The sequence below is a fragment of the Metabacillus sp. RB-C-LZQ-3-1 genome, from assembly GCF_058315175.1.
The window spans coordinates 49,188-70,571 of the sequence record NZ_JBZFLI010000003.1; the positions used below are offsets into that span (position 1 = coordinate 49,188).

General features: G+C 35.9%; 15 protein-coding genes. 14 read left to right on the forward strand and 1 reads right to left on the reverse strand.

Translation table 11 applies throughout. The features are described 5' to 3' along the window. Positions 1 to 84 precede the first annotated feature (84 nt). From AC4GZ8_RS05985 to AC4GZ8_RS06035, 11 genes are all read left to right on the forward strand, one after another. Complete coding sequence (locus tag AC4GZ8_RS05985; RefSeq protein WP_491080909.1) at positions 85 to 5,517, forward strand: GH32 C-terminal domain-containing protein; 5,433 nt, start codon at positions 85 to 87, stop codon at positions 5,515 to 5,517. 321 nt (positions 5,518 to 5,838) lie between these two features. After that, positions 5,839 to 6,822: a LacI family DNA-binding transcriptional regulator gene (locus AC4GZ8_RS05990; protein ID WP_491081193.1), complete on the forward strand. Its 984-nt coding sequence runs from the start codon at positions 5,839 to 5,841 to the stop codon at positions 6,820 to 6,822. A gap of 505 nt (positions 6,823 to 7,327) precedes the next feature. Then, complete coding sequence (locus tag AC4GZ8_RS05995) at positions 7,328 to 8,266, forward strand: ABC transporter permease (RefSeq protein ID WP_491080910.1); 939 nt, start codon at positions 7,328 to 7,330, stop codon at positions 8,264 to 8,266. Positions 8,267 to 8,284: 18 nt separating this feature from the next. Then, the gene (locus tag AC4GZ8_RS06000) at positions 8,285 to 9,193 is read left to right on the forward strand and encodes a carbohydrate ABC transporter permease (protein ID WP_491080911.1); all 909 of its coding nucleotides are present in this window, start codon (positions 8,285 to 8,287) and stop codon (positions 9,191 to 9,193) included. 90 nt (positions 9,194 to 9,283) lie between these two features. Continuing rightward, positions 9,284 to 10,927: an ABC transporter substrate-binding protein gene (locus tag AC4GZ8_RS06005; protein ID WP_491080912.1), complete on the forward strand. Its 1,644-nt coding sequence runs from the start codon at positions 9,284 to 9,286 to the stop codon at positions 10,925 to 10,927. Positions 10,928 to 11,152: 225 nt separating this feature from the next. Continuing rightward, the gene (locus AC4GZ8_RS06010; protein ID WP_491080913.1) at positions 11,153 to 12,115 is read left to right on the forward strand and encodes a PfkB family carbohydrate kinase; all 963 of its coding nucleotides are present in this window, start codon (positions 11,153 to 11,155) and stop codon (positions 12,113 to 12,115) included. A gap of 52 nt (positions 12,116 to 12,167) precedes the next feature. After that, on the forward strand, positions 12,168 to 13,664 hold the full coding sequence (locus AC4GZ8_RS06015; protein WP_491080914.1) for a glycoside hydrolase family 32 protein: 1,497 nt from the start codon (positions 12,168 to 12,170) through the stop codon (positions 13,662 to 13,664). 26 nt (positions 13,665 to 13,690) lie between these two features. Continuing rightward, positions 13,691 to 14,299, forward strand: a complete 609-nt coding sequence (locus tag AC4GZ8_RS06020; protein ID WP_491080915.1) for a YesL family protein — start codon at positions 13,691 to 13,693, stop codon at positions 14,297 to 14,299. A gap of 590 nt (positions 14,300 to 14,889) precedes the next feature. Beyond that, positions 14,890 to 16,488, forward strand: coding sequence for a spore germination protein (locus AC4GZ8_RS06025; RefSeq protein ID WP_491080916.1), 1,599 nt, complete (start codon positions 14,890 to 14,892; stop codon positions 16,486 to 16,488). 2 nt (positions 16,489 to 16,490) lie between these two features. Further along, positions 16,491 to 17,705: a Ger(x)C family spore germination protein gene (locus AC4GZ8_RS06030; protein WP_491080917.1), complete on the forward strand. Its 1,215-nt coding sequence runs from the start codon at positions 16,491 to 16,493 to the stop codon at positions 17,703 to 17,705. Positions 17,706 to 17,737: 32 nt separating this feature from the next. Then, positions 17,738 to 18,838 carry a GerAB/ArcD/ProY family transporter gene (locus tag AC4GZ8_RS06035; RefSeq protein ID WP_491080918.1) on the forward strand — a complete coding sequence of 367 codons (1,101 nt, stop codon included), beginning with the start codon at positions 17,738 to 17,740 and terminating at the stop codon, positions 18,836 to 18,838. Here AC4GZ8_RS06035 and AC4GZ8_RS06040 read toward each other — a convergent pair. Continuing rightward, entirely contained in the window at positions 18,835 to 19,056 is a 222-nt protein-coding gene (locus AC4GZ8_RS06040; protein WP_491081194.1) for a YczF family membrane protein, read from the reverse strand. The genes AC4GZ8_RS06035 and AC4GZ8_RS06040 overlap by 4 nt on opposite strands. Before the next feature lie 241 nt (positions 19,057 to 19,297). On the opposite strand from AC4GZ8_RS06040, the gene AC4GZ8_RS06045 reads away from it, so the two are divergent. The 3 genes from AC4GZ8_RS06045 (at position 19,298) to AC4GZ8_RS06055 (ending at position 21,315) form a co-directional block, all read left to right on the forward strand. Beyond that, entirely contained in the window at positions 19,298 to 19,753 is a 456-nt protein-coding gene (locus tag AC4GZ8_RS06045) for a YoqH family protein (protein WP_491080919.1), read from the forward strand. Between the two features lie 277 nt (positions 19,754 to 20,030). Then, positions 20,031 to 20,831: a peptidoglycan-binding protein gene (locus tag AC4GZ8_RS06050; RefSeq protein ID WP_491080921.1), complete on the forward strand. Its 801-nt coding sequence runs from the start codon at positions 20,031 to 20,033 to the stop codon at positions 20,829 to 20,831. A 205-nt stretch (positions 20,832 to 21,036) separates the two neighbouring features. Next, entirely contained in the window at positions 21,037 to 21,315 is a 279-nt protein-coding gene (locus AC4GZ8_RS06055; protein WP_491080923.1) for a YciI family protein, read from the forward strand. The last annotated feature ends 69 nt before the right edge of the window (positions 21,316 to 21,384 follow it).

Consider the following 21,384-nt stretch of genomic DNA (forward strand, 5'->3'; position numbering starts at 1 on the left):
TAGCCGGCTCAATCGGCAAATTTTCTTTAAAGCTCTAATGATAAGTATAAGTAATCCGCAAATTTCTAAGAAAAGGGTGATAGTGTGAATAAAACTATTAAGAAGTCTTTTATCCATTTATTGATTATTTTTATCCTAATGATTCAATTGTTAATCCCATCACTAGTAACCGTAAACGCGGCATCTCTCCCAGTGGTGAATGATGAAAGTTACCGACCTGGTTTTCATTTTTCTCCTGTGAAAAATTGGATGAATGATCCAAATGGAATGGTCTACCATAACGGTGAATACCACTTGTTTTATCAGCATAACCCTACCGATAAAGTGTGGGGGCCAATGTATTGGGGCCATGCGATTAGTAAGGACTTAGTAAACTGGGAGCACTATCCTATTGCGATTTATCCTGATGAAAATGGGTTTGCTTGGTCAGGCAGTGCTGTAGTTGATGAGGAGAATACATCAGGTCTAGGAACAGACGAAATTCCTCCGATGGTTGCTCTTTATACGAGCGAAAATGGTGGTGATAATCAACATGTAAGTGCTACATACAGTCTTGACAATGGTCGAACATGGACAACATATGAGCAAAATCCAATTCTGACAATGCCAAATGAAATGAAAGCAAGTAATGGAGGCTCAGGTGTATTTAGAGATCCTAAGGTGTTTTGGCATGAGCAAAGTAACCAATGGATCTTTGTTATTACTAGTGGGAAAAGAGTAGATTTCTATTCATCTAGCAATCTATTAGAATGGAAAAAAACAGGTGAATTCTCTGATCCTAAAGCAGCTGAAATTGGGAGTTGGGAATGTCCTGATTTGTTTGAGTTGCCATTATATGATGGTAACGGAAATAAAATAGGCTCAAAATGGGTTTTAACTGTAAGTATCAACCCAACACCAACTGGTGGAACAGGAATGCACTATTATGTAGGGGACTTTAATGGCAGCACATTTACTCCAGATAAAAAGATGGATAAATTAATGTGGGCAGATTACGGAGCTGATTTTTATGCTGGAGTAACATGGAGCAATACGGTTGACTCCCTTAATGATAGTCGAAGAATTTGGTTAGGATGGATGAATAATCCAGCACAATATGCAGGGGAAATTCCTACTTCGTCTTGGAGAGGAGCTATGTCAATACCACGAGAGCTTGCTTTAGTGGAGGTAGATGGAGAGATACGATTAAAACAAGAACCAGTAGATGAATTAAACCAGTTAAGAGATACTGCAAATATGGTGGAAATAATAAATCAAAAAATATCAACTGATAATGTCTTAAACGATCTTGAAGCCGAAATGTTTGAGATTGAGGCAGAATTCAACCTTACGGACACAACTGCAACTGAATTTGGGTTTCTAGTGAGGAAAGGGGAAAGCGAAGAAACGAACATCTCCTATAATATCCAGGATAAAAAACTTTCTGTAGATCGAACAAAATCAGGTGAAACAGATTTTGATGAGAACTTTCCTACCATTCAACATACTGATTTAAATGTATTGGACGGAATTTTAACTATTAAGTTGTTAGTAGACCGCTCATCTGTTGAGGTTTTTGCAGAGGAAGGTACGGCTGTTTTTACAAATCAAATTTTCCCAAATGATTCAAGTAGAAAGGTAGAGTTATATTCAAAGGGTGGGGAAGTTACACTGAATTCATTATCCTTTTACCCTTTAAAAGAGGCAACATTTACAACAAATCAAGAAGATTTCGATATGAATAGCCTCCCAAATACTATTGAAAACCCCAATTTTGAAACTGGAGATTTATCAGGCTGGACTGTTACCGGCTCAGCATTTAGATCACCTGTCACAGATGTAACTAAATTCTGGGGAGGGCCTTTTGAACATGAAGGCACTTTTCATGTATGGGGATTTCAGGGGGCAAAGAGTGATGATAAGTCAGATTTAAGAGCTGGAATAATGAAATCATCCACCTTTATTCTTGATGGAAATGGACAGATTGATTTTTTAGTCGGTGGAGGACAGGACATTAATAATTTATATGTAGCACTTGTTAGAGCTTCTACTGGAGAAGAATTAATGAAAGCAACTGGAGCTAATACAGAAAAATATCGCAGAGTGAAATGGGATGCATCAGAATATCTTGGTGAAGCTCTTTATATTAAAGTTGTTGATCACCACTCTGGAGGATTTGGGCATATTAATGTCGATGATTTTCATGTATTAAATGAAGAAGAAGTTATCGGAAATACCTTAGTCAATCCTGGTTTTGAGACAGGAGATTTAACAGGCTGGACAGCTACTGGAGATGCATTTGAGGGCACTGTTTCAAGTCAAGAAACTTATTGGGAAACAGCGGTTCCTTTTGAGCATCAAGGAAACTACCATTTATGGGGCTTTCAGGGAGTACAACCTGAAGAAGCTGATAGAAGAACCGGAACATTAACGTCAAACACATTTAACTTAGCTGGCAATGGAGAAATTTCTTTCCTCTTAGGTGGAGGAGATGAGATGGATGGAACGACAAAGTATGATCTATATGTGGCACTGGTCCGTGCTTCTGATGGAAAAGAGTTATTTAAGGCAACTGGACCTGAATCAGAAACATACCAGCGTATTACGTGGGATGCAAAGGAATATTTAGGTGAAAATCTATTTATAAAAATTGTTGATCAACATACAGGAGGATTTGGTCATATTAATGTGGATGATTTTCAAGTGAGAAATGGAGGTATTATCCACCATTGGGCTTTTAATCAAAGTGAAGGTAATTCAGTAAAGGACGAAGTGACAGGTAAGAATCAAAAAGTTGAATATGTCTTTTCAGATGCTAAATATAAGCCTTCCTCTGATCCATTATGGAGAAAAGGTGTAGAAAAAAACGGGCTTCTTTTTGATGGATATTCTACCTATATTGAACAGGAGGCAACCCAATCAATACAGCCTAGTGATGCTATTACAATTGAAGCTTGGGTTGCGCCGCGTTCTTATGAATGGGGTGATCTTGGACAATTATCTGCTATTGTTAATCAGCATAATAAAGCTCAAGGTGAAGGGTATATTTTAGGGATGGGCAGACATGGAAAATGGTCATTTCAAGCTGGTTTAAATGGTGAATGGAAAGAGGTATGGGCAGAAGAAGATAAAGTACTAGAAAAAGATAAGTGGTCGTATATAGTTGCAACATTTGATCAGGAAGCAAAAAAAATGAAAATCTTTTTAAACGGAGAGTTAGCAGGAGAGGTTAATACACCTAAAAATGCAACAATAACAGCTTCTGACAAGGACCTATTAATAGGAAAGCACAACACAGCTGCCGTATTAGGGCCATTTACTGCTAATATGTTTAACGGAATGATAGATGAATTAAAAATCTATAACAAAGCGTTAACTTCCGAAGAAATAAAAAAGAACTATGATCAAATAATTGACAATCAAGAGAATCATCAATTACCAAGCCCTGATTTATCTTTTGAGCGAAGTGTATATGATGGAGATCGATATCGACCTCAATACCATTTTCTTTCTCCAGGTCATTGGATGAATGAGCCACATGCACCTTTTGAGTATAACGGAAAATATCATATTTTCTATCAGCATAATCCACAGGGACCATATTGGCACCAAATTCATTGGGGTCACGCAGTTAGTGAAGATATGGTTCATTGGGAGGATGCTCCTGTCGCTTTAGCTCCATCAGGGGTATCACCAGACGGTGTATGGTCAGGCTCTGCACACTTCGATAAAAATGGAGAACCTGTATTGTTTTTCACAGCTGGAGATGATAGTAAAACACCAAATCAAATGACTGGCCTAGCAACACCAACTGATGTAACTGATCCGATGCTAAAGGATTGGAAGATGCTGTCTAATCCTGTTACTGTTCAAGCTCCTGATTTACCAGCGGAGGAAGGAAAGGTTATGTTCGGTCAATTCCGTGATCCGTTTGTATGGAAAGATGGAGATACATGGTATCAAATTGTAGGTTCTGGAATAGAAAATATTGGCGGTACTGCATTACTTTATACATCAAAGGATTTAAAAAATTGGGAATACAAAGGACCATTCTTTGTAGGGGATTCAAAAAAATATCCTAAGACAGGTGATGTGTGGGAATTGCCTGTGCTGCTGCCACTTGGAGAAGATGAAAATGGAGAACAAAAATATGCATTTTTCATTAATCCTTGGTTTAAGAGCTATAGTGAACATAATGTGAAATATGTATTTCATTGGATTGGTTCATGGGATAAAGAAAACAACAAATTTATTCCGGATCATGAGGAACCTAAATTATTTGACTATGGTGTACATTTTACGGGCCCAAGTGGAATGATCGATGAAAGCGGGCGCTCTATATTATTTAGTATTGCGCAAGATCGTAGAACAGAACAGCAGCACTATGATGCTGGCTGGGCTCATAATGCAGGCTTACCTTTAGAATTGTCTTTATTAGAAAATGGGGAGCTTGGTATTGAACCAATTAAAGAATTAGAAAGCTTACGAGGAGAAAAGCTAGTTGAAATAAAAAATAAATCACTTAAAAAGGCGAATAAGCAACTAGCTGATGTAAAGGGTGATATGTTAGAAATTGTTCTTGAGATCAAAGCGAAATCAGATGAAAAGTATGGGATAAATGTACGTCAATCTGCCGATTCATCCGAAGAGGTCAACCTATATTTTGATGAAGCAGCTGAAAAATTTGGCGTAGATGCAACAAAAATGAGCTTAGATCCTGATATTGCCAAAACAAGTAGTGAAGGTCAACTTACTCTTGACGGAGAAAATCTAAAGCTTCATATCTACTTAGATCGATCGATGATTGAAGCCTATGCCAATGGGAAAAAGAGTATAACGACCAGAGCATATCCTACGAGAGCTGATTCTCTAGGCATTGAATTATGGAGTCAAAATGGAAAAGCGAAGATTGTGTCTATGGAAGTATATGAAATGGGTTCAGCTTATAGTGACAATCTTGAACCAGCTTATTTTGAAGAGGAAGCTCCAAAAGAAGAAATACAACATGGCGAATTAATAAATCATGATTTTCAATCTGGTGACTTAACTGGCTGGACAGTATTAGAAGGAAATGCATTCACAGACGATCATGTGACGAATAAGAATGATTGGGGCTGGGGTGGTCCATTCGGACAGGCGACAACATCTATAGACCCGAGCCGTTATCACCTATGGGGCTTTCATCCAGATCATGGGGGCGATGAGGCGACAGGTGTGATCAAATCTGAAAACTTCATTTTGGGGGGAGGTGGTCAGATTGACTTTTTAACCTCAGGAGGTGCAGATGAAGGGCTTTTATACATTGCACTTGTTGATGCAAAAACAAAGGAAATTTTATTGAAAGCTACTGGTCATAATGGTGAAGCCTATCGTCGTGTCTATTGGGATGCATCGGAATATATAGGAAAAGAACTATATATTCAGGTGGTTGATAAGCACACAGGTGGATGGGGCAATATTAATTTAGATGACGTTAATGTTCCAGTCCATATAGAAGTAGCGCCTGAAGGAGGTACTTCTAATCCATATAAAAATTAAATCATTATTCTATCATAATGATCGTTATTTGTGGGGGAATAGTAAAATACTAAAAACTTAAAAAATAGTAGAGTTGATACCTTTCTGATTTATCAGAAAGGTATGTTTTTTTGGTTTCAGAAGAACAGGGGCAACAGAAAGCGATTACTAAGTGGTACTTTACATTAAGGTGTTTATGTATTTATAATTTTCGATATGTAAAAATTTTGTTACCCCTTTCATAAATAATTATGGTAAAATTATGATCGATAATCTTTGTTTCATTTTATAAGTAATAGATATTACAGTACTCTTATTGGATTTAAGGAGGGAAAATAGATGGTGAAACCAAAAATTGAAGACGTTGCCAAGCTTGCTGGTGTTTCACCAACAACTGTTTCTAGGGTATTAAATAATCGTGGATATATTAGTGAAAAAACTAGAAAAAAAGTTCATGATTCGATGGAACAATTAAATTACTATCCTAATGAAATTGCTCGTTCACTGTTCATCAAGAAAACGTACTTAATAGGGCTTATCTTTCCAAGTACTGGTAATCCATTTTATGGACAGCTTATTTTTCATTTAGAAAATATTTGTTCTTCATTGGGTTATAAGGTATTACTCTGTAATAGTCAAAACCGTGAAGACAAGGAAAGAAACTATTTGAAAATGCTGCAAATGAATCAAGTTGATGGAATCATAGCTGGTGCTCACAATAGAGGAATTGAAGAATACGAAATACCAAAGCTGCCTGTAGTTGGTATCGATCGTTATTTATCAAGTAAAACACCAGTTGTATCTAGTGATAACTATGAAGGTGGAAAACTAGCGACTCAACTATTAATTAATAAAGGATGTAAACAAATTATCCACATTAATGGACCACATTATTTAGAGACTCCGGCAAATTTAAGAAGAAAAGCATATGAGGATGTTATGAGAGCTAATAACCTAAATCCTCTTACATATGAATTTCCTCTTAAATCAACAGATGAAATTGTTATAAATATTGTCAAACAAATATTTGATGACCATCCTCAAGTTGAAGCTATCTTTGCAAGTGATGATTTGATTGCCTCTAAGGTCTTAAGAGAGGCTAGAAAAAGAAACATTAATATTCCACATGATCTAAAAGTAGTTGGATACGACGGTACAGAAACAACAAAAAGGCTGCTGCCTGAATTAAGCACAGTTGAACAACCCATTAAGGAAATAGCTGAAAAGGCTGTAGAAATTATTATTAAACAGATTAAAGGTGAACATGAAGAAATTCAATTAGAAACGATTTTACCTGTTAAATTAATTGATAGTGAAACGACATAGAAAGAATAGAGCTGAATGAGTAAAAAGTGAAATATTTTGTGAATTATATGTCATGCGGTTGACATATGAAGGCGTATGGCATATAATTCTCTTTGTAAGGGGTTTCTAAAAAAGGGTTAGAAGTCCATGAATATCGGAAATTAATAGATTTGAAACAATAACCTTTAGAGGTTGAAAAAAATTTTTAAATCAATATGTCATGCGGTTGACATATTGAGGCGAATATTTGTAAAGGTAAAAGTCTATGCATATTGGAATAGAAAGATTCAAAATGTTAATATGATGAGGTTTTAGAATTTTTTTCTGAATAATATGTCATGCGGTTGACATAATGACCATGTTAGCCGTGTTATCAAAAAATGATAGTTTTTTAATTTTCCAGATTTCGCTGAAAGCGGAGGCTCTTGAAGTCAATAAATGATCAAACGAACTTGTTATTGAAGCTTGCATATTAGCTTAAATATATTTTTGAAAGTGAGGAGAAGATATGCACACAGAGGTTAGGATGTCAACAAAAATAGATCAACCTGCACAAAACATAAAAAAGGCTAAATTTAAAAAGCTGTTGAACAATTACCAACTCTATTTATTTTTATTACCTGCTTTAATTTATTTTATCGTTTTTCACTACTTTCCAATGTATGGAGTCATTATAGCTTTCAAAGATTTTATTGCAACAAAAGGTATTATGGGAAGTCCGTGGGTTGGCTTTAAGCATTTTGAAAGATTTTTTGATTCATTTCAATTCTGGAGATTAATTAAGAACACACTAGGTCTTAGCGTTTTACAATTAGTCATTGGATTTCCGTTGCCAATTATTCTTGCATTAATGATGAACCAAATAAGACATGAGAAATACAAACGTTTTGTTCAAACAGTGGTATATGCCCCGCATTTTATCTCAGTCGTCGTTTTAGCCGGTATGATCTATGTTTTCTTCTCAAACAATGGACTTATTAATAATTTCATCATGATGTTTGGTGGAGAATCTATTTCGTTTATGGCGAAACCAGAGTGGTTTAAACCATTGTATATTGGATCGGGAGTTTGGCAGGAAACAGGATGGGCAGCAATCATCTATCTAGCAGCTCTTGCAGGAGTTAGTCCTGAGCTTCATGAAGCAGCAGTAATGGATGGTGCGAATAAGTGGCATCGAATATTACATGTTGATATCCCAGCTATCATGCCTACTGCAGTCATATTACTGATCTTATCGGTAGGTAATATTATGAATATCGGATTTGAAAAGGCTTACTTATTGCAAACACCTTTAAACCAGCCATCTGCAGAAATTATTCCGACATACGTTTATAAGATGGGTTTGCAACAGGCTCAATATAGCTTTGCAGCAGCAGTAGGGTTATTCAACGCCATTATTAACTTAATATTATTAGTGGCCGTTAACAAATTTGCTAAGAAATTATCAGGTCAAGGTCTATGGTAACGAGGAGGTTGAGGGATTATGGGTTTATTCGCAATGAATAAAACAACTAGAAGATCTAAAGAAGATAAAATTTTTGATTCAATTAATATTTTCCTAGTCGCGATTATGGTCATATTAGTCGTCTATCCTCTTTACTTTATCGTGATTGCGTCGATTAGTAACCCTAATTTGATCTATGAGGGGAAGGTATGGCTACTGCCAAAAGATATTACCTTTGAGGGATATCAGAGAATTTTTAGTGATAGCAAGATTTGGTTAGGTTATAAAAACTCGATCATCTATACGTTTGTTGGAACTCTTGTGAATGTTTCATGTACATTAATGGCTGCATACGCATTATCACGTAGAGATTTATATGGTAGAAACCTAATTATGTTTTTATTCCTCTTTACGATGTTCTTTTCAGGAGGGTTAATTCCTACTTATTTAGTCGTTAAGAATCTGGGATTACTCAATACGATGTGGGCGTTAATTTTACCTAAGGCTGTTGCAGTGTGGAATGTGATTGTTGCAAGAACCTATTTCCAAACATCTATACCAAACGAGTTATTAGAAGCGGCAAAGATGGACGGTTGTTCGGATGCGAAATTCTTTTGGAAGATTGTCCTCCCGCTATCCAAACCTATTGTAGCTGTAATGGTTTTATTTTATGCAGTCGGACACTGGAACTCGTACTTTGATGCATTAATTTATTTAAATAATGAGGATTTATATCCTCTTCAATTGATTTTACGTAATATCTTAATTCAAAATGAAGCTTCTACTCAAATGATGAGTGATATTGATTCACTAGCAGCAAAACAAAGAGTTTCAGAACTTATTAAATACGGTGTGATTATTGTAGCTTCGATTCCACTTTTAGTTTTATATCCATTTGTACAAAAGTATTTTGTTAAGGGAGTTATGATTGGTGGAATTAAAGGTTGATATATTTTAACAGGTTACTTTAAAGGAGGTGGGGATTCCGGTTTATACTCTCAAAAATTAATATTATTTAACATTAAGGGGGAAAAAGTAATGATTAGAGCAATGAAAAGAAGCATAGAAAGAAACAAGAAAAAGAAAATGTCCATGGCTCTAGTACTTGGGTTAAGTGCTTCACTTGCCTTAACAGGTTGTACAAGTAGTGAGTCAGGAAAAGAATCAAAGGAATCGGCAGCAGCATTCAACGAAACAGGTCTGCCGATAGTAGAGAAAGAAGTGACATTAAATTTTGTTTCACCGAAACAACCTTTAGCACCTGATTATTCAGAAATGGTCATCTTTGACAGACTCCAGGAAGCGACGAATGTGAGTATAAAATGGAACAATATCCCTGGCGATGGATATCAAGAAAAGAAAAATTTATTATTAGCAAGTGGTGATCTACCAGATGCGTTTTATGCTTCAGGCTTTACAGATCAAGATCTAATGCAGCATGGGCAAAGTGGTACGATTATACCTTTAGAAGATTTAATAGATAAATATGCACCTAATTTAAAGAAATTATTTGAAGAAAGACCAGAGCTTAAACAAATTGTGACTGCACCAGATGGACATATTTACTCTTTACCTCGAGCAGAAGAGATGGATTTAGTAGGGATGCCAAACATCATGTTTATTAATCAAACATGGCTAGATAAACTTGGTTTAGAAATGCCAACAACATTGGAAGAATATCATGATGTATTAAAAGCTTTCAAAGAAAAAGATCCAAATGGGAATGGAAAGCAAGATGAGATCGGTTTAACCTTCTGGTTTAATGGTTGGTGCGGAAATGAAGGAGATTTAATAGGTTTATTCGGTTTACCAGATGCTCCATTTGAGGCTGATCATCGAGTTGTTCGTGATGGAAAAGTGATTTATGCAGCAACTCAACCTGAATATAAAGAGGCAATTGCGTACTATCACCAATGGGTAAAAGAAGGATTAATCGATCCAGAGGTTGTCACTCAAGATACAGCCCAATTATTTGCAAAAGGTAAAACAGAAGATCCAACACTTGGTTCTTTCATTTGGTGGGAGGATACTGAAGTAGTTGGGACAGACCGTGTTGATGATTATGCCATTTTACCTCCTTTAAAAGGAAAAGACGGAAAAATCATTGTGGGCCGTTCGAACTATTCTGAATACGGTAGAGATGCATTTGTTATCACGTCAGCTAATGAAAATCCAGAAATTACAATGCGATGGGTTGATCAATTATATGATCCGAAAATGTCTGCACAAATTAACTGGGGACCAATCGGTGAAATCTATGAAGAAGATGAAAATGGTAAGTTAGTTAACAAAGAATTACCTGAAGGTGTTGCAATGGGAGAATTACGTCAAAAAGTTGCACCTGGTGGACCATTTGTTGTCTTAAAAGAGCATTTTGGAACAGTAGTAGAAATGGAGCCAAGAGCAAAAGAACGTTTAGAAATTCTTGAAAAATACTACAAACCACATATGGTTGAGGAAAACTATCCACAAATCTTCTTTAGTGCTGAAGAGCTTGAAAAGATTAATACGATTGAACCAGAAATCAAAGAATTTGTAAAACAGAAGGAAGCTCAATGGTTAGTTGAAGGTGGAATAGAAGAAGAGTGGGATGAGTATGTCGAGCAATTAGAAACAATGGGATTAAATGAATTAATGGAAGTTTATCAATCAGGATTAGACCGATTTAACAAAGAGTTATAATTTATCCCGCTCTTAACGGGCAGTAGACTCCCCTCACAAGTTTTGAGTTTACAAAGAGGGTAGGTGGAGGATAACTTGCCCGTAAAGGTCCAATTGGTTCAACTAACCAATAGTGGGGGATGAAGAAAACCCCCACTGTTGGAAGTTTTACCTTATCCTTTCTTTAAGGCCAGATGTTCTTTCTATCTGGCCTTTCTATTTAAAATGTAGAAATAGGTGATAGATGTGAATAGAGTAACAGCTTTAGGAGAATTATTAATTGATTTTACACCTTCGGGATATTCAGATAAAGGACATATGTTATTCGAAACGAATCCTGGTGGAGCCCCAGCAAATGTTTTAGTAACTCTCTCAAATTTTAATATTCAAACATCGTTTATCGGAAAAGTGGGGGATGATCAATTCGGTCATTTGCTAAAAACTGGATTAGAACAATATAAAATCGATACAACTAATCTTTTATTTTCAAATCAAGTAAATACAACGCTAGCCTTTGTTCATTTAGATTCTACTGGCGATCGTTCCTTTCATTTTTATCGTAAGCCAGGTGCAGATATTATGCTAACAGAAGAGGAAATTAACGAAGAGTTGATCCAACATTCACAAATCTTTCATTTTGGGTCATTATCGTTGACACATGAACCTGCTGCAACAGCTACTTTTAAAGCATTAGAATATGCCAAAAAACATAATGTGATGATTTCATATGATCCTAACCTGCGTATTCCTTTATGGGATTCACTAGACCGAGCGAAAGAAATGATTCTAAAAGGATTAAAATATGCTGATATCGTCAAACTGTCAGAGGAAGAACTCGTCTTTTTGACTGGATATGATGATTTGGAAAAAGGTACTGAAATTATTCAAGCTCAATACGGGTGTTCCGTTGTATTTGTCACTTTAGGATCGAAAGGCTGCTTTTACAGGTCTGTAAATCATAGGGGGAAAATATCAGGGTTTCATGTCGAAGTTGTGGATACAACTGGGGCGGGAGATGCCTTTGTAGGCGGTGCTTTATTTAAGATACTTGAGTCTAATAAACATGTAAATATGTTAAACCAAGCTGAATTAGTTGAGGTAGCAACTTTTGCTAATGCAGTAGGGGCACTTGCGACAATTGCAAAAGGTGGGATTCCAAGTATGCCATCAAAAGAACAAGTAGAAAAAATGTTACTGACTAAATGTTAACTATTAATATATAAAATTTTTTTAGTTGAGGGAGAAAGGAAGTACAAAGTCTATGAACACGGAGACTAAACAACAATATTATACAGAAAAGTATCGACCGCAATTTCACTTTTCACCAGAAGCTAATTGGATGAATGACCCTAATGGAATGGTTTATTTTGAAGGTGAATATCATCTGTTTTATCAATATCATCCAAATGGAACAACATGGGGACCAATGCACTGGGGGCATGCTATTAGCACAGATCTTGTCCATTGGGAACATTTGCCGATCGCATTAAAACCAGATGAGCATGGGATGATTTTTTCTGGCAGTGCAGTCGTTGACTGGAATGATACTAGCGGTTTCTTTAATGGTCAATCAGGTTTAGTAGCAATGTTTACTCATTCGGATACCTACCCAGACTCTGAACGCCCTAGACAAAGACAAAGTATTGCTTATAGTAAAGACAATGGACGTACATGGGTGAGTTATGCAGGAAACCCTGTCATTTCAGATGAAAGCATTACGGATTTTAGAGATCCAAAAGTATTCTGGCATAAAGAAACAAAAAAATGGGTGATGATCCTAGCTTCAGGTCAAACAGTGAGGCTATATACATCAAAAAACCTTAAAGATTGGGACTTTGCAAGTGAATTTGGAGACGGTCATGGCTCACATGAAGGAGTATGGGAGTGTCCGGATTTGTTTGAATTACCAGTAGATGGGGATTTTAATCAAAAGAAGTGGGTCTTGTTTTTGAGTATTGGTGATGATCCAAGTTATGAAGAAGGATCAAGAACACAATATTTTATTGGTGAGTTTGATGGGGAAACATTTACAAATGACAACACACCAGAAACGACTCTTTGGATTGACAGAGGCAGAGATAATTACGCTGGAGTAAGCTGGTCGGATATTCCAAATGAGGATGGGAGAAGAATTTACCTTGGCTGGATGAGTAACTGGCGATATGCAAATGTTACACCAACTAAAGAATGGCGAAGCGCGATGACAATTCCAAGAGTCCTTTCATTAAAAACAATGAAGGAAGGAGTTCGATTAGTTCAAGAGCCAGTTCAAGAATTACAAAAAATTCGTGAAAAATCAATACAAATAACAAATCAAACGATCGTACCTAGCGAGAATATAGTTTCTAATGTAAAAGGTAACACTCTTGAAATTATTGCAGAGTTTGAAATCGGTACAGCAGTTGAATTTGGATTTAAAGTGTGTAAATCAAATCAAAAGGAAACTGTCATCGGATATAACGTTACTAAACAACGATTGTTTATCGATCGCACGAATTCTGGACAATCAGATTTTAATGAATCATTTATTGGAAAGCATGAAGGAGACTTAGCTCCTTATGATAACAATAAAGTGAAGTTACACTTATTTGTTGATTGGTCATCTGTTGAAGCGTTTGGAAACAATGGAGAGCTAGTGATGACAGATTTAATATTTCCAGATCAGAATAGCAAGGATCTCGAACTGTATTCAATTGGTGGGGATGTAAAAGTAAACACATTAGAGATTCATATGCTAAAATCAATTTGGAGAAAATAAACATTAAAGATTATGGGGGATAAAGGATGAATGACTTGAATAATCGACTATTAAACACAATAAATACAATCGTGGATTACTTTCTTTTAAATGTATTGTGGGTAATTGCCTCAATCCCCCTAATGACAATTTTCCCAGCAACTGCAGCAATGTTCGGTGTTGTCCGTAAGAGACAGTTACAGAAAGAAACGAATGGGATTTTTAAGAGTTTCTGTTTGCAGTTTAAAGATAATTTCAAACAAAGTATTTTATTATCTATCGTTTGGGCAGTCTTTGGAGTTTTCTTATATGTAGATTACAGGATTATCAGTCCAGAAAGCTCCAGCTTTCAATTTATCCTTTATATTTTGCTAATAATTGGCCTTATTTTATTTGCTTCTATAACTATTTACCTTTTTCCAATCATGGTACATTTTGAGTTGAATTGGAAGTATGTTGTCAGAAATGCATTTTTCTTCTCACTCATGAATCCTATTTTAACGATTCTTTTATTAATCATTGTTGGAATAGGTGGTGCTCTATTGTACGCTTTTCCAGTTTCTATTTTTATTTTAGGTAGTTTTCTAGCATATATCGTATATTATTCATGTCAAATGATGTTTAATCAAGTGATGATTAAAAAGGGGATAGACTAAGCAATTTATTTATTCAGAGGGAAGATAAAGATGGTTCTCCTTAGGGGAAAGAAAGATATTCTTTTTTCCTAATTCAATAGATAGGATATGTATAGCACCAAAACAAAGCTTTGATTTATTGTTTATTTTGATCCCACATTCCTAAATTCACAAAAAAATTACATAGACTTACTTTATTTTATTGAGTTTATTAATGTATTTTACAACCACATCCCTAACCCAATCCTGACAGGATAGGGGCGAGGTTCGAATTCCTCTCGAATCACCAGTGTGAAGCTTCAATTCCTTATAGGTAAGGGATTGAAGCTTTTATTTTTGTCATATTTACAGTAGGGGTTTCACAAGATTCGTATTAAATACTATTTCTTTCACACGTCGCATTTTTGTAAAAACCCCAAGCTTATATGGTATCTCAATCTATTTCTTAGTTACTAATTCTAAAAACTGTTTGGTTTACACTTTTTGTACAAAGCCTTTTCCTTTTGAACTGTTTTCCTTTAACTATGCAAGGAAGAAAATGCATGAATGATATAAAAATGGAAACTCTAAAAAATAATCATTGTAGTCAAAAACTTGGAGTGTAATGAGAAATGAATGATGCATGGAACCGTATGTTCAAGAAGAAAACACAGAAGGTATTTAATGATGAAATAGATTCTTCCTCGATCGAACAAGATCTTGGTCATTCTTTAGAGGATAATATTATAAATATTAAAGAAGCATTAGGTCATAGCGGTGATTTAATTATACGGGAATTTGAAATGGGAAAACCTTTCATGCACAAAGTTGCAACCATTTATGTAAATGGATTAACGGATAAAGATCTAATGGGAAATTTAGTTATTGAAAAACTCATGGCTGATACTAATGTTGTCGAAAATGAAGGGGAGGCCTGGGCTCCAAGCCAGATAGGTATATATATTAAAGATCATCTTTTAACAGCTACCCACGTTGAGGTAGCAATAGACTTAAAGAAACTACTATCTTTACTATTAACTGGTCAAACAATTGTGCTTATTAATGGATTGAATCAGGCCTTTGGATGTGCTTCACAGGGGGGAGAGCTTAGGTCAATTCAAGAACCAACGACAGAAAATTCGGTACGCGGACCTAAAGAAAGTTTTACAGAGTCGCTTATTACAAATACGTCCTTGATTCGAAGGAGAATTAAAAGTCCAAATCTTTGGCTAGAAACAAAGGAGCTTGGAAAGATCACCCAAACCGTTATAGGCGTGATGTATATAAACGGAATTGCAAATGAAAAACTTATTAATGAGGTAAGAGAACGGCTAGACAAGATCGATGTAGATGAAATACAAGGATCAAATACGATTGAAGAATGGATTGCAGATGATACGTTTACACCATGGCCAACCATCATGGTAACTGAACGTCCTGATGTTGTTTCAGGAAATTTGTTAGAGGGACGGGTCGCTATTTTTGTAGATGGAACACCAATACCTTTAATTGTTCCAACTACGTGGAATCAATTTTTTCAAACTGCTGAAGATTATTACTTACGATGGAATATTAGTGGGTTTTTAAGGTTCATAAGAATTATTTCCTTTCTAATAACGCTTTTAGGACCATCCTTATTCATTGCATTTCTTTCGTTTCATCCAGAACTCATTCCAACGCCCTTACTTATTAATCTTGCAGCTCAGCGTCAAGCAATTCCTTTTCCGGTCATTATAGAGGCATTATTAATGGAATTTACATTTGAAGTACTGCGGGAAGCTGGGGTCCGGATGCCTCGTCCTGTTGGTCAGGCGGTATCAATTGTAGGTGCATTAGTATTAGGTGAAGCGGCGGTTTCTGCTGGAATTGTTTCTAGTGCAATGGTTATTGTGGTAGCTGCAACAGCCATTGCAAGCTTCACAATCCCCCATTATTCCATGACAGATGCCGTTCGTTTGCTCCGTTTTATTATGATGCTTTTAGCTAGTACGTTTGGACTTTATGGTATTGGGCTAGGAGTCATATTGTTAGTTAGTCATACGGTTGGCTTGCGATCATTTGGTATCCCATATTTATCTCCCTTTGCCCCACTTATTGTTGCGGATCAAAAAGATGCGATTTTGCGCATACCAATACCATTTATGAGAAAACGTCCTCACCTTGTTAGTCAGAAAAATACAAATAGAATAAATACTAAAAAAGGTGGACAAATAGGGGAAGGGAATGAATAATCATGAATAGTTTATTGATACAGAGGTCATATAAGATTCTTTTATGTGTTTTATCTATTCTCTTCACATCAGGATGCTGGGACAGTAATGAATTACAAGATTTTAGTATAATATCAGGCATAGGGATTGATAAGGGAGGTGACGATCCTGAAGATAGATTTCGTACAACAGTCCAAATTATTAATCCTAGTATCGTCTCAGGTGGACAACAAGGTGGTAACGTTCAATCCTCACCAGTTACAACTTTTTCAGAAACTGGCAGTACATTAAAGGAAGCATTAAGGAAAATCTCAAATGAAGCACCAGCAGAGCTTTTTTTTCCACATATTCAAATCATGCTAATTGGTGAGGAACTGGCCAAAGATGGAATGAAAGAGCTTTTTGATGTGATTGAACGTGATCCGAAATTTCGGGTACTCTTTCCTGTTTTAATCGTAAAAGGTCATACAGCAGAAGATGCTTTAAAAGTCTCTACTTCATTAAGACCTATACCTTCAGCGAATATAGAAGGGAGTTTGGAATCTTCTAAAGAAATATGGGGGGAATTTCAAAGTACCCGTGCTGATCAAGCAATTATGAAATTGGCAGAAGGAAGTGTTGCTATTACAGGGATCCAGATTAATGGAAAAGTAGAAAAGGGGAATCAAACAGCTAATATGCAAGAAATTTCCCAGAGCGCGAAGTTAGAAATAAAAGGACTTGCGATTATCAGAGACGGTAAATTGGAAAAATGGTTGGAAGGAGATCCTGCCCGTGGTGTGGTGTGGGTTAATAATGAAATGGAACAGACAGTAATGAATCTTGATTGCCCTGAAAAAAAAGATGCAGTTGCAATTGATATTGGGCGTGCAAAATCAGGTATAAAGGTTAAGGTCAAAAAAGATAAGCCTGTTATTACTATTAAAATAAATGCAGAAGGGGATGTGTTGGAAACACATTGTCCAATTGAGCTCGATAAGGATAAGACGATTAAAAGATTAGAAAATCAGTTGAGTAAAGAAATTAAAGATGAGGTTATGACAACAATAAAAACAGTACAAGAGGAAAAAACTGATGTCTTTGGATTTGGGGAATATATCAACATTGAGGACAAAAATTATTGGAAAAAAATAAAGGATAAATGGGAAGAAGAAATATTTCCGGAGTCTAAAGTTAATGTAGAGGTGAATGCAACGATCCGACGGACCGGAATGAAAGTAAAATCGTATATAAAATAAGACGGATTTTGAAAAGAAAGGGATTGCTAGAGATGGAAAAAGCCAAGGTTAACGGTATTCAATTATTCGCACTGATGTTTATGTTTAATTTAGGGACAGCAGTGGTTGTTAGTTATGGAATAGGAGCAAAAAAAGATGCTTGGCTTGCCATCCTATTAGGAATGTCTATTGGATTCTGCTTATTTTTTATTTACTATCGGCTATTTTGTCATTATCCAAAGCTACCTATTACTGGTTATGCAAGAAAAATACTAGGGAACTATTTTGGGTGGATTATCGGTTTATTTTATGTTCTCTATTTTTTGCAAATTGCAACTCGACAGGTTCGTGACTTTAGTGAACTAATTGTTTCATCCACCATGACTGAAACACCGCTTTTAGCAATCCAAATCTCATTCGTTCTCGTCATTTGTTATGTTCTCAATCAAGGAATTGAAGTGTTAGCAAGAACAGCGGAAGTATTTATTGTGATTTTGCTTTTGTTAGGAGCAGCAGGGAACGTCCTCATCCTTGTTTCTGGAGAGTTTGAGTTGCATAATTTAAGACCCTTTCTTGAAAATGGATGGAAGCCGATCCTATCAACTGCTGTTTTGGAATCGTCTCATTTTCCATTTGGGGAAATGGTTGTTTTTACAATGCTGCTCCCTTATTTAAATAAGTCTGGTTCAGTTAAAAAAGTCTGGATGTCTGCCTTATTGTTAAGTGGACTTGCTTTAAGCTGGACTGCTAGTTTAAATATCGCGGTTCTTGGTGTTGATGTCATGGAAAGAACCACGTTTCCTACACTAGCGACTATCGGAAAGGTGAATCTGCTTGATTTTATTCAAAGACTTGATGTGATTGTCGTGTTTACGATGTTAATCACTGTTTTTTTTAAAGGATCGCTTTTTATTTATGGAGCTGTCATTGGGATTGTTGACTTATTTAAGTTGAAAAATCATCAGCAGATTTTGTTGCCGGTCGGAGGGATTATCATCGTTTCAGCTATGACAATAGCGACTAATTTTTCCGGATATATGGAAGAAGGGAAAGAGGGGTTACGCCCGCTTGTTTTTGCACTTTTTTTGTATTTTCCAGTATTAATGTTAATAGTATCAACGATTCGCAAGCGTTTGAAACAAAAAACCAATTAAGCTTTTTTCTGATTTCTATTTTTAAAGGACTGGAAGATTTGATTGCCAATAATAATGAAGACTAGAAATATTAACATGACATACTCTCCAGCCCCAATAATATTAAAGGTTTTTAGGAAGGTGTTTAATGATTCGAACAGCGTATCACCTAAAATAAGATCAACTGATACATTTGTTAAGATTGTTAAGAAAAAAATTAAGACAACTACACAAAACACCTTCAATACAATTCCTCCTATTTTTTCATATAGTATAAATAATCTTTATTATAGTGGAATCTTTTATCCTGCCTTAATGGCGATCTATCCCGAGAAAGAATTTTATTTTGCTGTTTTTTTAAATTGTACATTTATATTATTGCACATTATCTTTAAAAATATCTAGTTTAACTTACTTGCAGTTTGTTGTGTATTTCTGTACTTAGGGGATACTAACTAAAAATGATTGTAGAGGTGAATGATGAGACGATTTGTTTTAGCTTTATTCCTACTTTTTTCTATTTTTGCTACGTATCCTTATCAGACAAATGCAATTAATATGCCTTGTAGTATGGTCTTAGAGCCTGTCGATAAAAACCTAAAAAATGCTAAGGGAACAGCGTTAATATATAAAGTGCAACTAATTCCACAGAGTTTTGCTCGAACAAGGATAAGTATCCTTGGTGTTCATCTGCCAGTGCCATTTTCATATGGCAATTATGATAGTTATGAGGGGTTTGCATTTATTCCAGATGAAATAAGTTGGCGTTTTAGACTTTATCCAACTCCTGAAGAAAATAGTCCAACTTGGGCTGGGAGATTTGATTTCATTACAGCTGAAATGAAAAATGTAGAAGTTCAAGTTAGACTTTCTAATACAAAAAGTGAAAAATTAGGACCAATTATTTTAACAAACTATATTAAATACTGTAAGTAAGGTTGTTAACTTGTGCGTTTCAATAATATAGAGACGCTTTTTTTAATTGCTAGTGGCGTTAATGGTAAAAGTTATTTCGTAATAAATTTTTAAAATATTAATTAGGAATATGGTTTTGTTAAGTCAACCATCATTTTCATGCATACCAAATAGGGTGTATTATTTCAAAATAATGGATTATTAAGGGACAAACGTTGTGAATATGGTGTTTATATACGAATAATGTCATTTCCTCTCGAATTCTTTTATGAAAAAGAAAATAGGGAGGATTTTTTTTATGTTAAAAAGATTTAGAAATATGTTCTTAGTCTTTGTTGTTGGAGTCATCCTGATTGCAGGTCCTTCATTTACAGAAGCAGCAATGGGAGATCGGACACTAACAAATGGCTCATCAGGGTCGGATGTTGCCGAATTACAGGATTATTTGATGACAAAAGCTGTATTCCCCTACCATACATCGACAGGATACTATGGGGATATCACAGTAGAAGCTGTCAAAGATTTTCAGCGAAAACGCAACTTAAAGGTCGATGGTATTGCCGGACCGCAAACGAACCATGCGTTAAAAGTCTTGCGATATGGCAACATAGGAAAGCAAGTCATACATATTCAATATCAGTTAAAGCAAACAGGTCATTACAATTCAAGTTTAGATGGTATTTATGGAAACGGCACTGTGAGCGCGGTCAAGAGTTTTCAAAAGCAACAAGGGCTAGCGGTTGACGGAATTGCAGGTCCGAAAACAAGATCAGCGTTGGATAGTAAAGCCAAACGTGGTTCAGCTGCCGGTAAGACATTGACAGTCGCAAGCACAGCATATACGGCAAATTGTGAAGGGTGTTCAGGTGTGACAAGGATGGGTCTAGATTTAAAAAAATACCCTGATGCGAAAGTGATTGCGGTCGACCCTAGTGTTATACCGCTTGGATCCATCGTAAAAGTAGAGGGTCATGGAGTCGCGATAGCAGCGGATACAGGCGGCGGTATAAACGGAAATGAAATTGATGTGTTCATTCCTAACCATAATAACGCTCTCCAATGGGGACGTAAAAACGTACGTGTGGAAGTAATCGAATAGTTTCGATAGCTGACCTACACAATATTGCTGGAGGTCAGCTTTTTTGGAATGCCGGGCATCATTTAAAATAAAAAAATTCATATGTGAATTTTAGTGAAAGACTTATTTAAAGAATATTACATTCGAATTTTTTATTATATATAATGAAATGAAACAGTAGATAAAAAGTAATAAAAGGTAACGTAAGGGAGAGGGGGATTAATGTATGAGATACTTTGCTGTTTTTTTACCGATGTTGGATGAAGAAAAGAGTCAAAAATACCGTTCACAGCATCTTGATTATTTAAATGAAATGCGCAGAGAAGGTAAAATTTTTGCCAATGGACGATTTGCTGACGGAACTGGCGGATTAGTCATTTATCAGGTTAACTCATTGGAAGAAGCAGAACAAATAACTAAACAAGATCCCCATATTATTCAAGGGGCCCGAGCATTTGAAATTCACGAATGGGAAATGGTAAGTGATGAAGTTCTGCCTTATTAAAAGGGGAGACTGGGACAAATGAAGCTAAAAAAGCCTGCAGAGGGGCCAAGCCCCGTTAGCAGGTACTTT

Bases quoted from the DNA above. Each gene is read 5' to 3' on its own strand.
- AC4GZ8_RS06000 (WP_491080911.1), top strand. From the start codon at position 8,285: ATGGGTTTATTCGCAATGAATAAAACAACTAGAAGATCTAAAGAAGAT.
- AC4GZ8_RS06035 (WP_491080918.1), top strand. From the start codon at position 17,738: ATGGAAAAAGCCAAGGTTAACGGTATTCAATTATTCGCACTGATGTTT.
- AC4GZ8_RS06045 (WP_491080919.1), top strand. From the start codon at position 19,298: ATGAGACGATTTGTTTTAGCTTTATTCCTACTTTTTTCTATTTTTGCT.
- AC4GZ8_RS06015 (WP_491080914.1), top strand. From the start codon at position 12,168: ATGAACACGGAGACTAAACAACAATATTATACAGAAAAGTATCGACCG.
- AC4GZ8_RS06030 (WP_491080917.1), top strand. From the start codon at position 16,491: ATGAATAGTTTATTGATACAGAGGTCATATAAGATTCTTTTATGTGTT.
- AC4GZ8_RS06050 (WP_491080921.1), top strand. From the start codon at position 20,031: ATGTTAAAAAGATTTAGAAATATGTTCTTAGTCTTTGTTGTTGGAGTC.
- AC4GZ8_RS06055 (WP_491080923.1), top strand. From the start codon at position 21,037: ATGAGATACTTTGCTGTTTTTTTACCGATGTTGGATGAAGAAAAGAGT.
- AC4GZ8_RS06025 (WP_491080916.1), top strand. From the start codon at position 14,890: ATGAATGATGCATGGAACCGTATGTTCAAGAAGAAAACACAGAAGGTA.
- AC4GZ8_RS05995 (WP_491080910.1), top strand. From the start codon at position 7,328: ATGTCAACAAAAATAGATCAACCTGCACAAAACATAAAAAAGGCTAAA.
- AC4GZ8_RS06005 (WP_491080912.1), top strand. From the start codon at position 9,284: ATGATTAGAGCAATGAAAAGAAGCATAGAAAGAAACAAGAAAAAGAAA.
- AC4GZ8_RS06020 (WP_491080915.1), top strand. From the start codon at position 13,691: ATGAATGACTTGAATAATCGACTATTAAACACAATAAATACAATCGTG.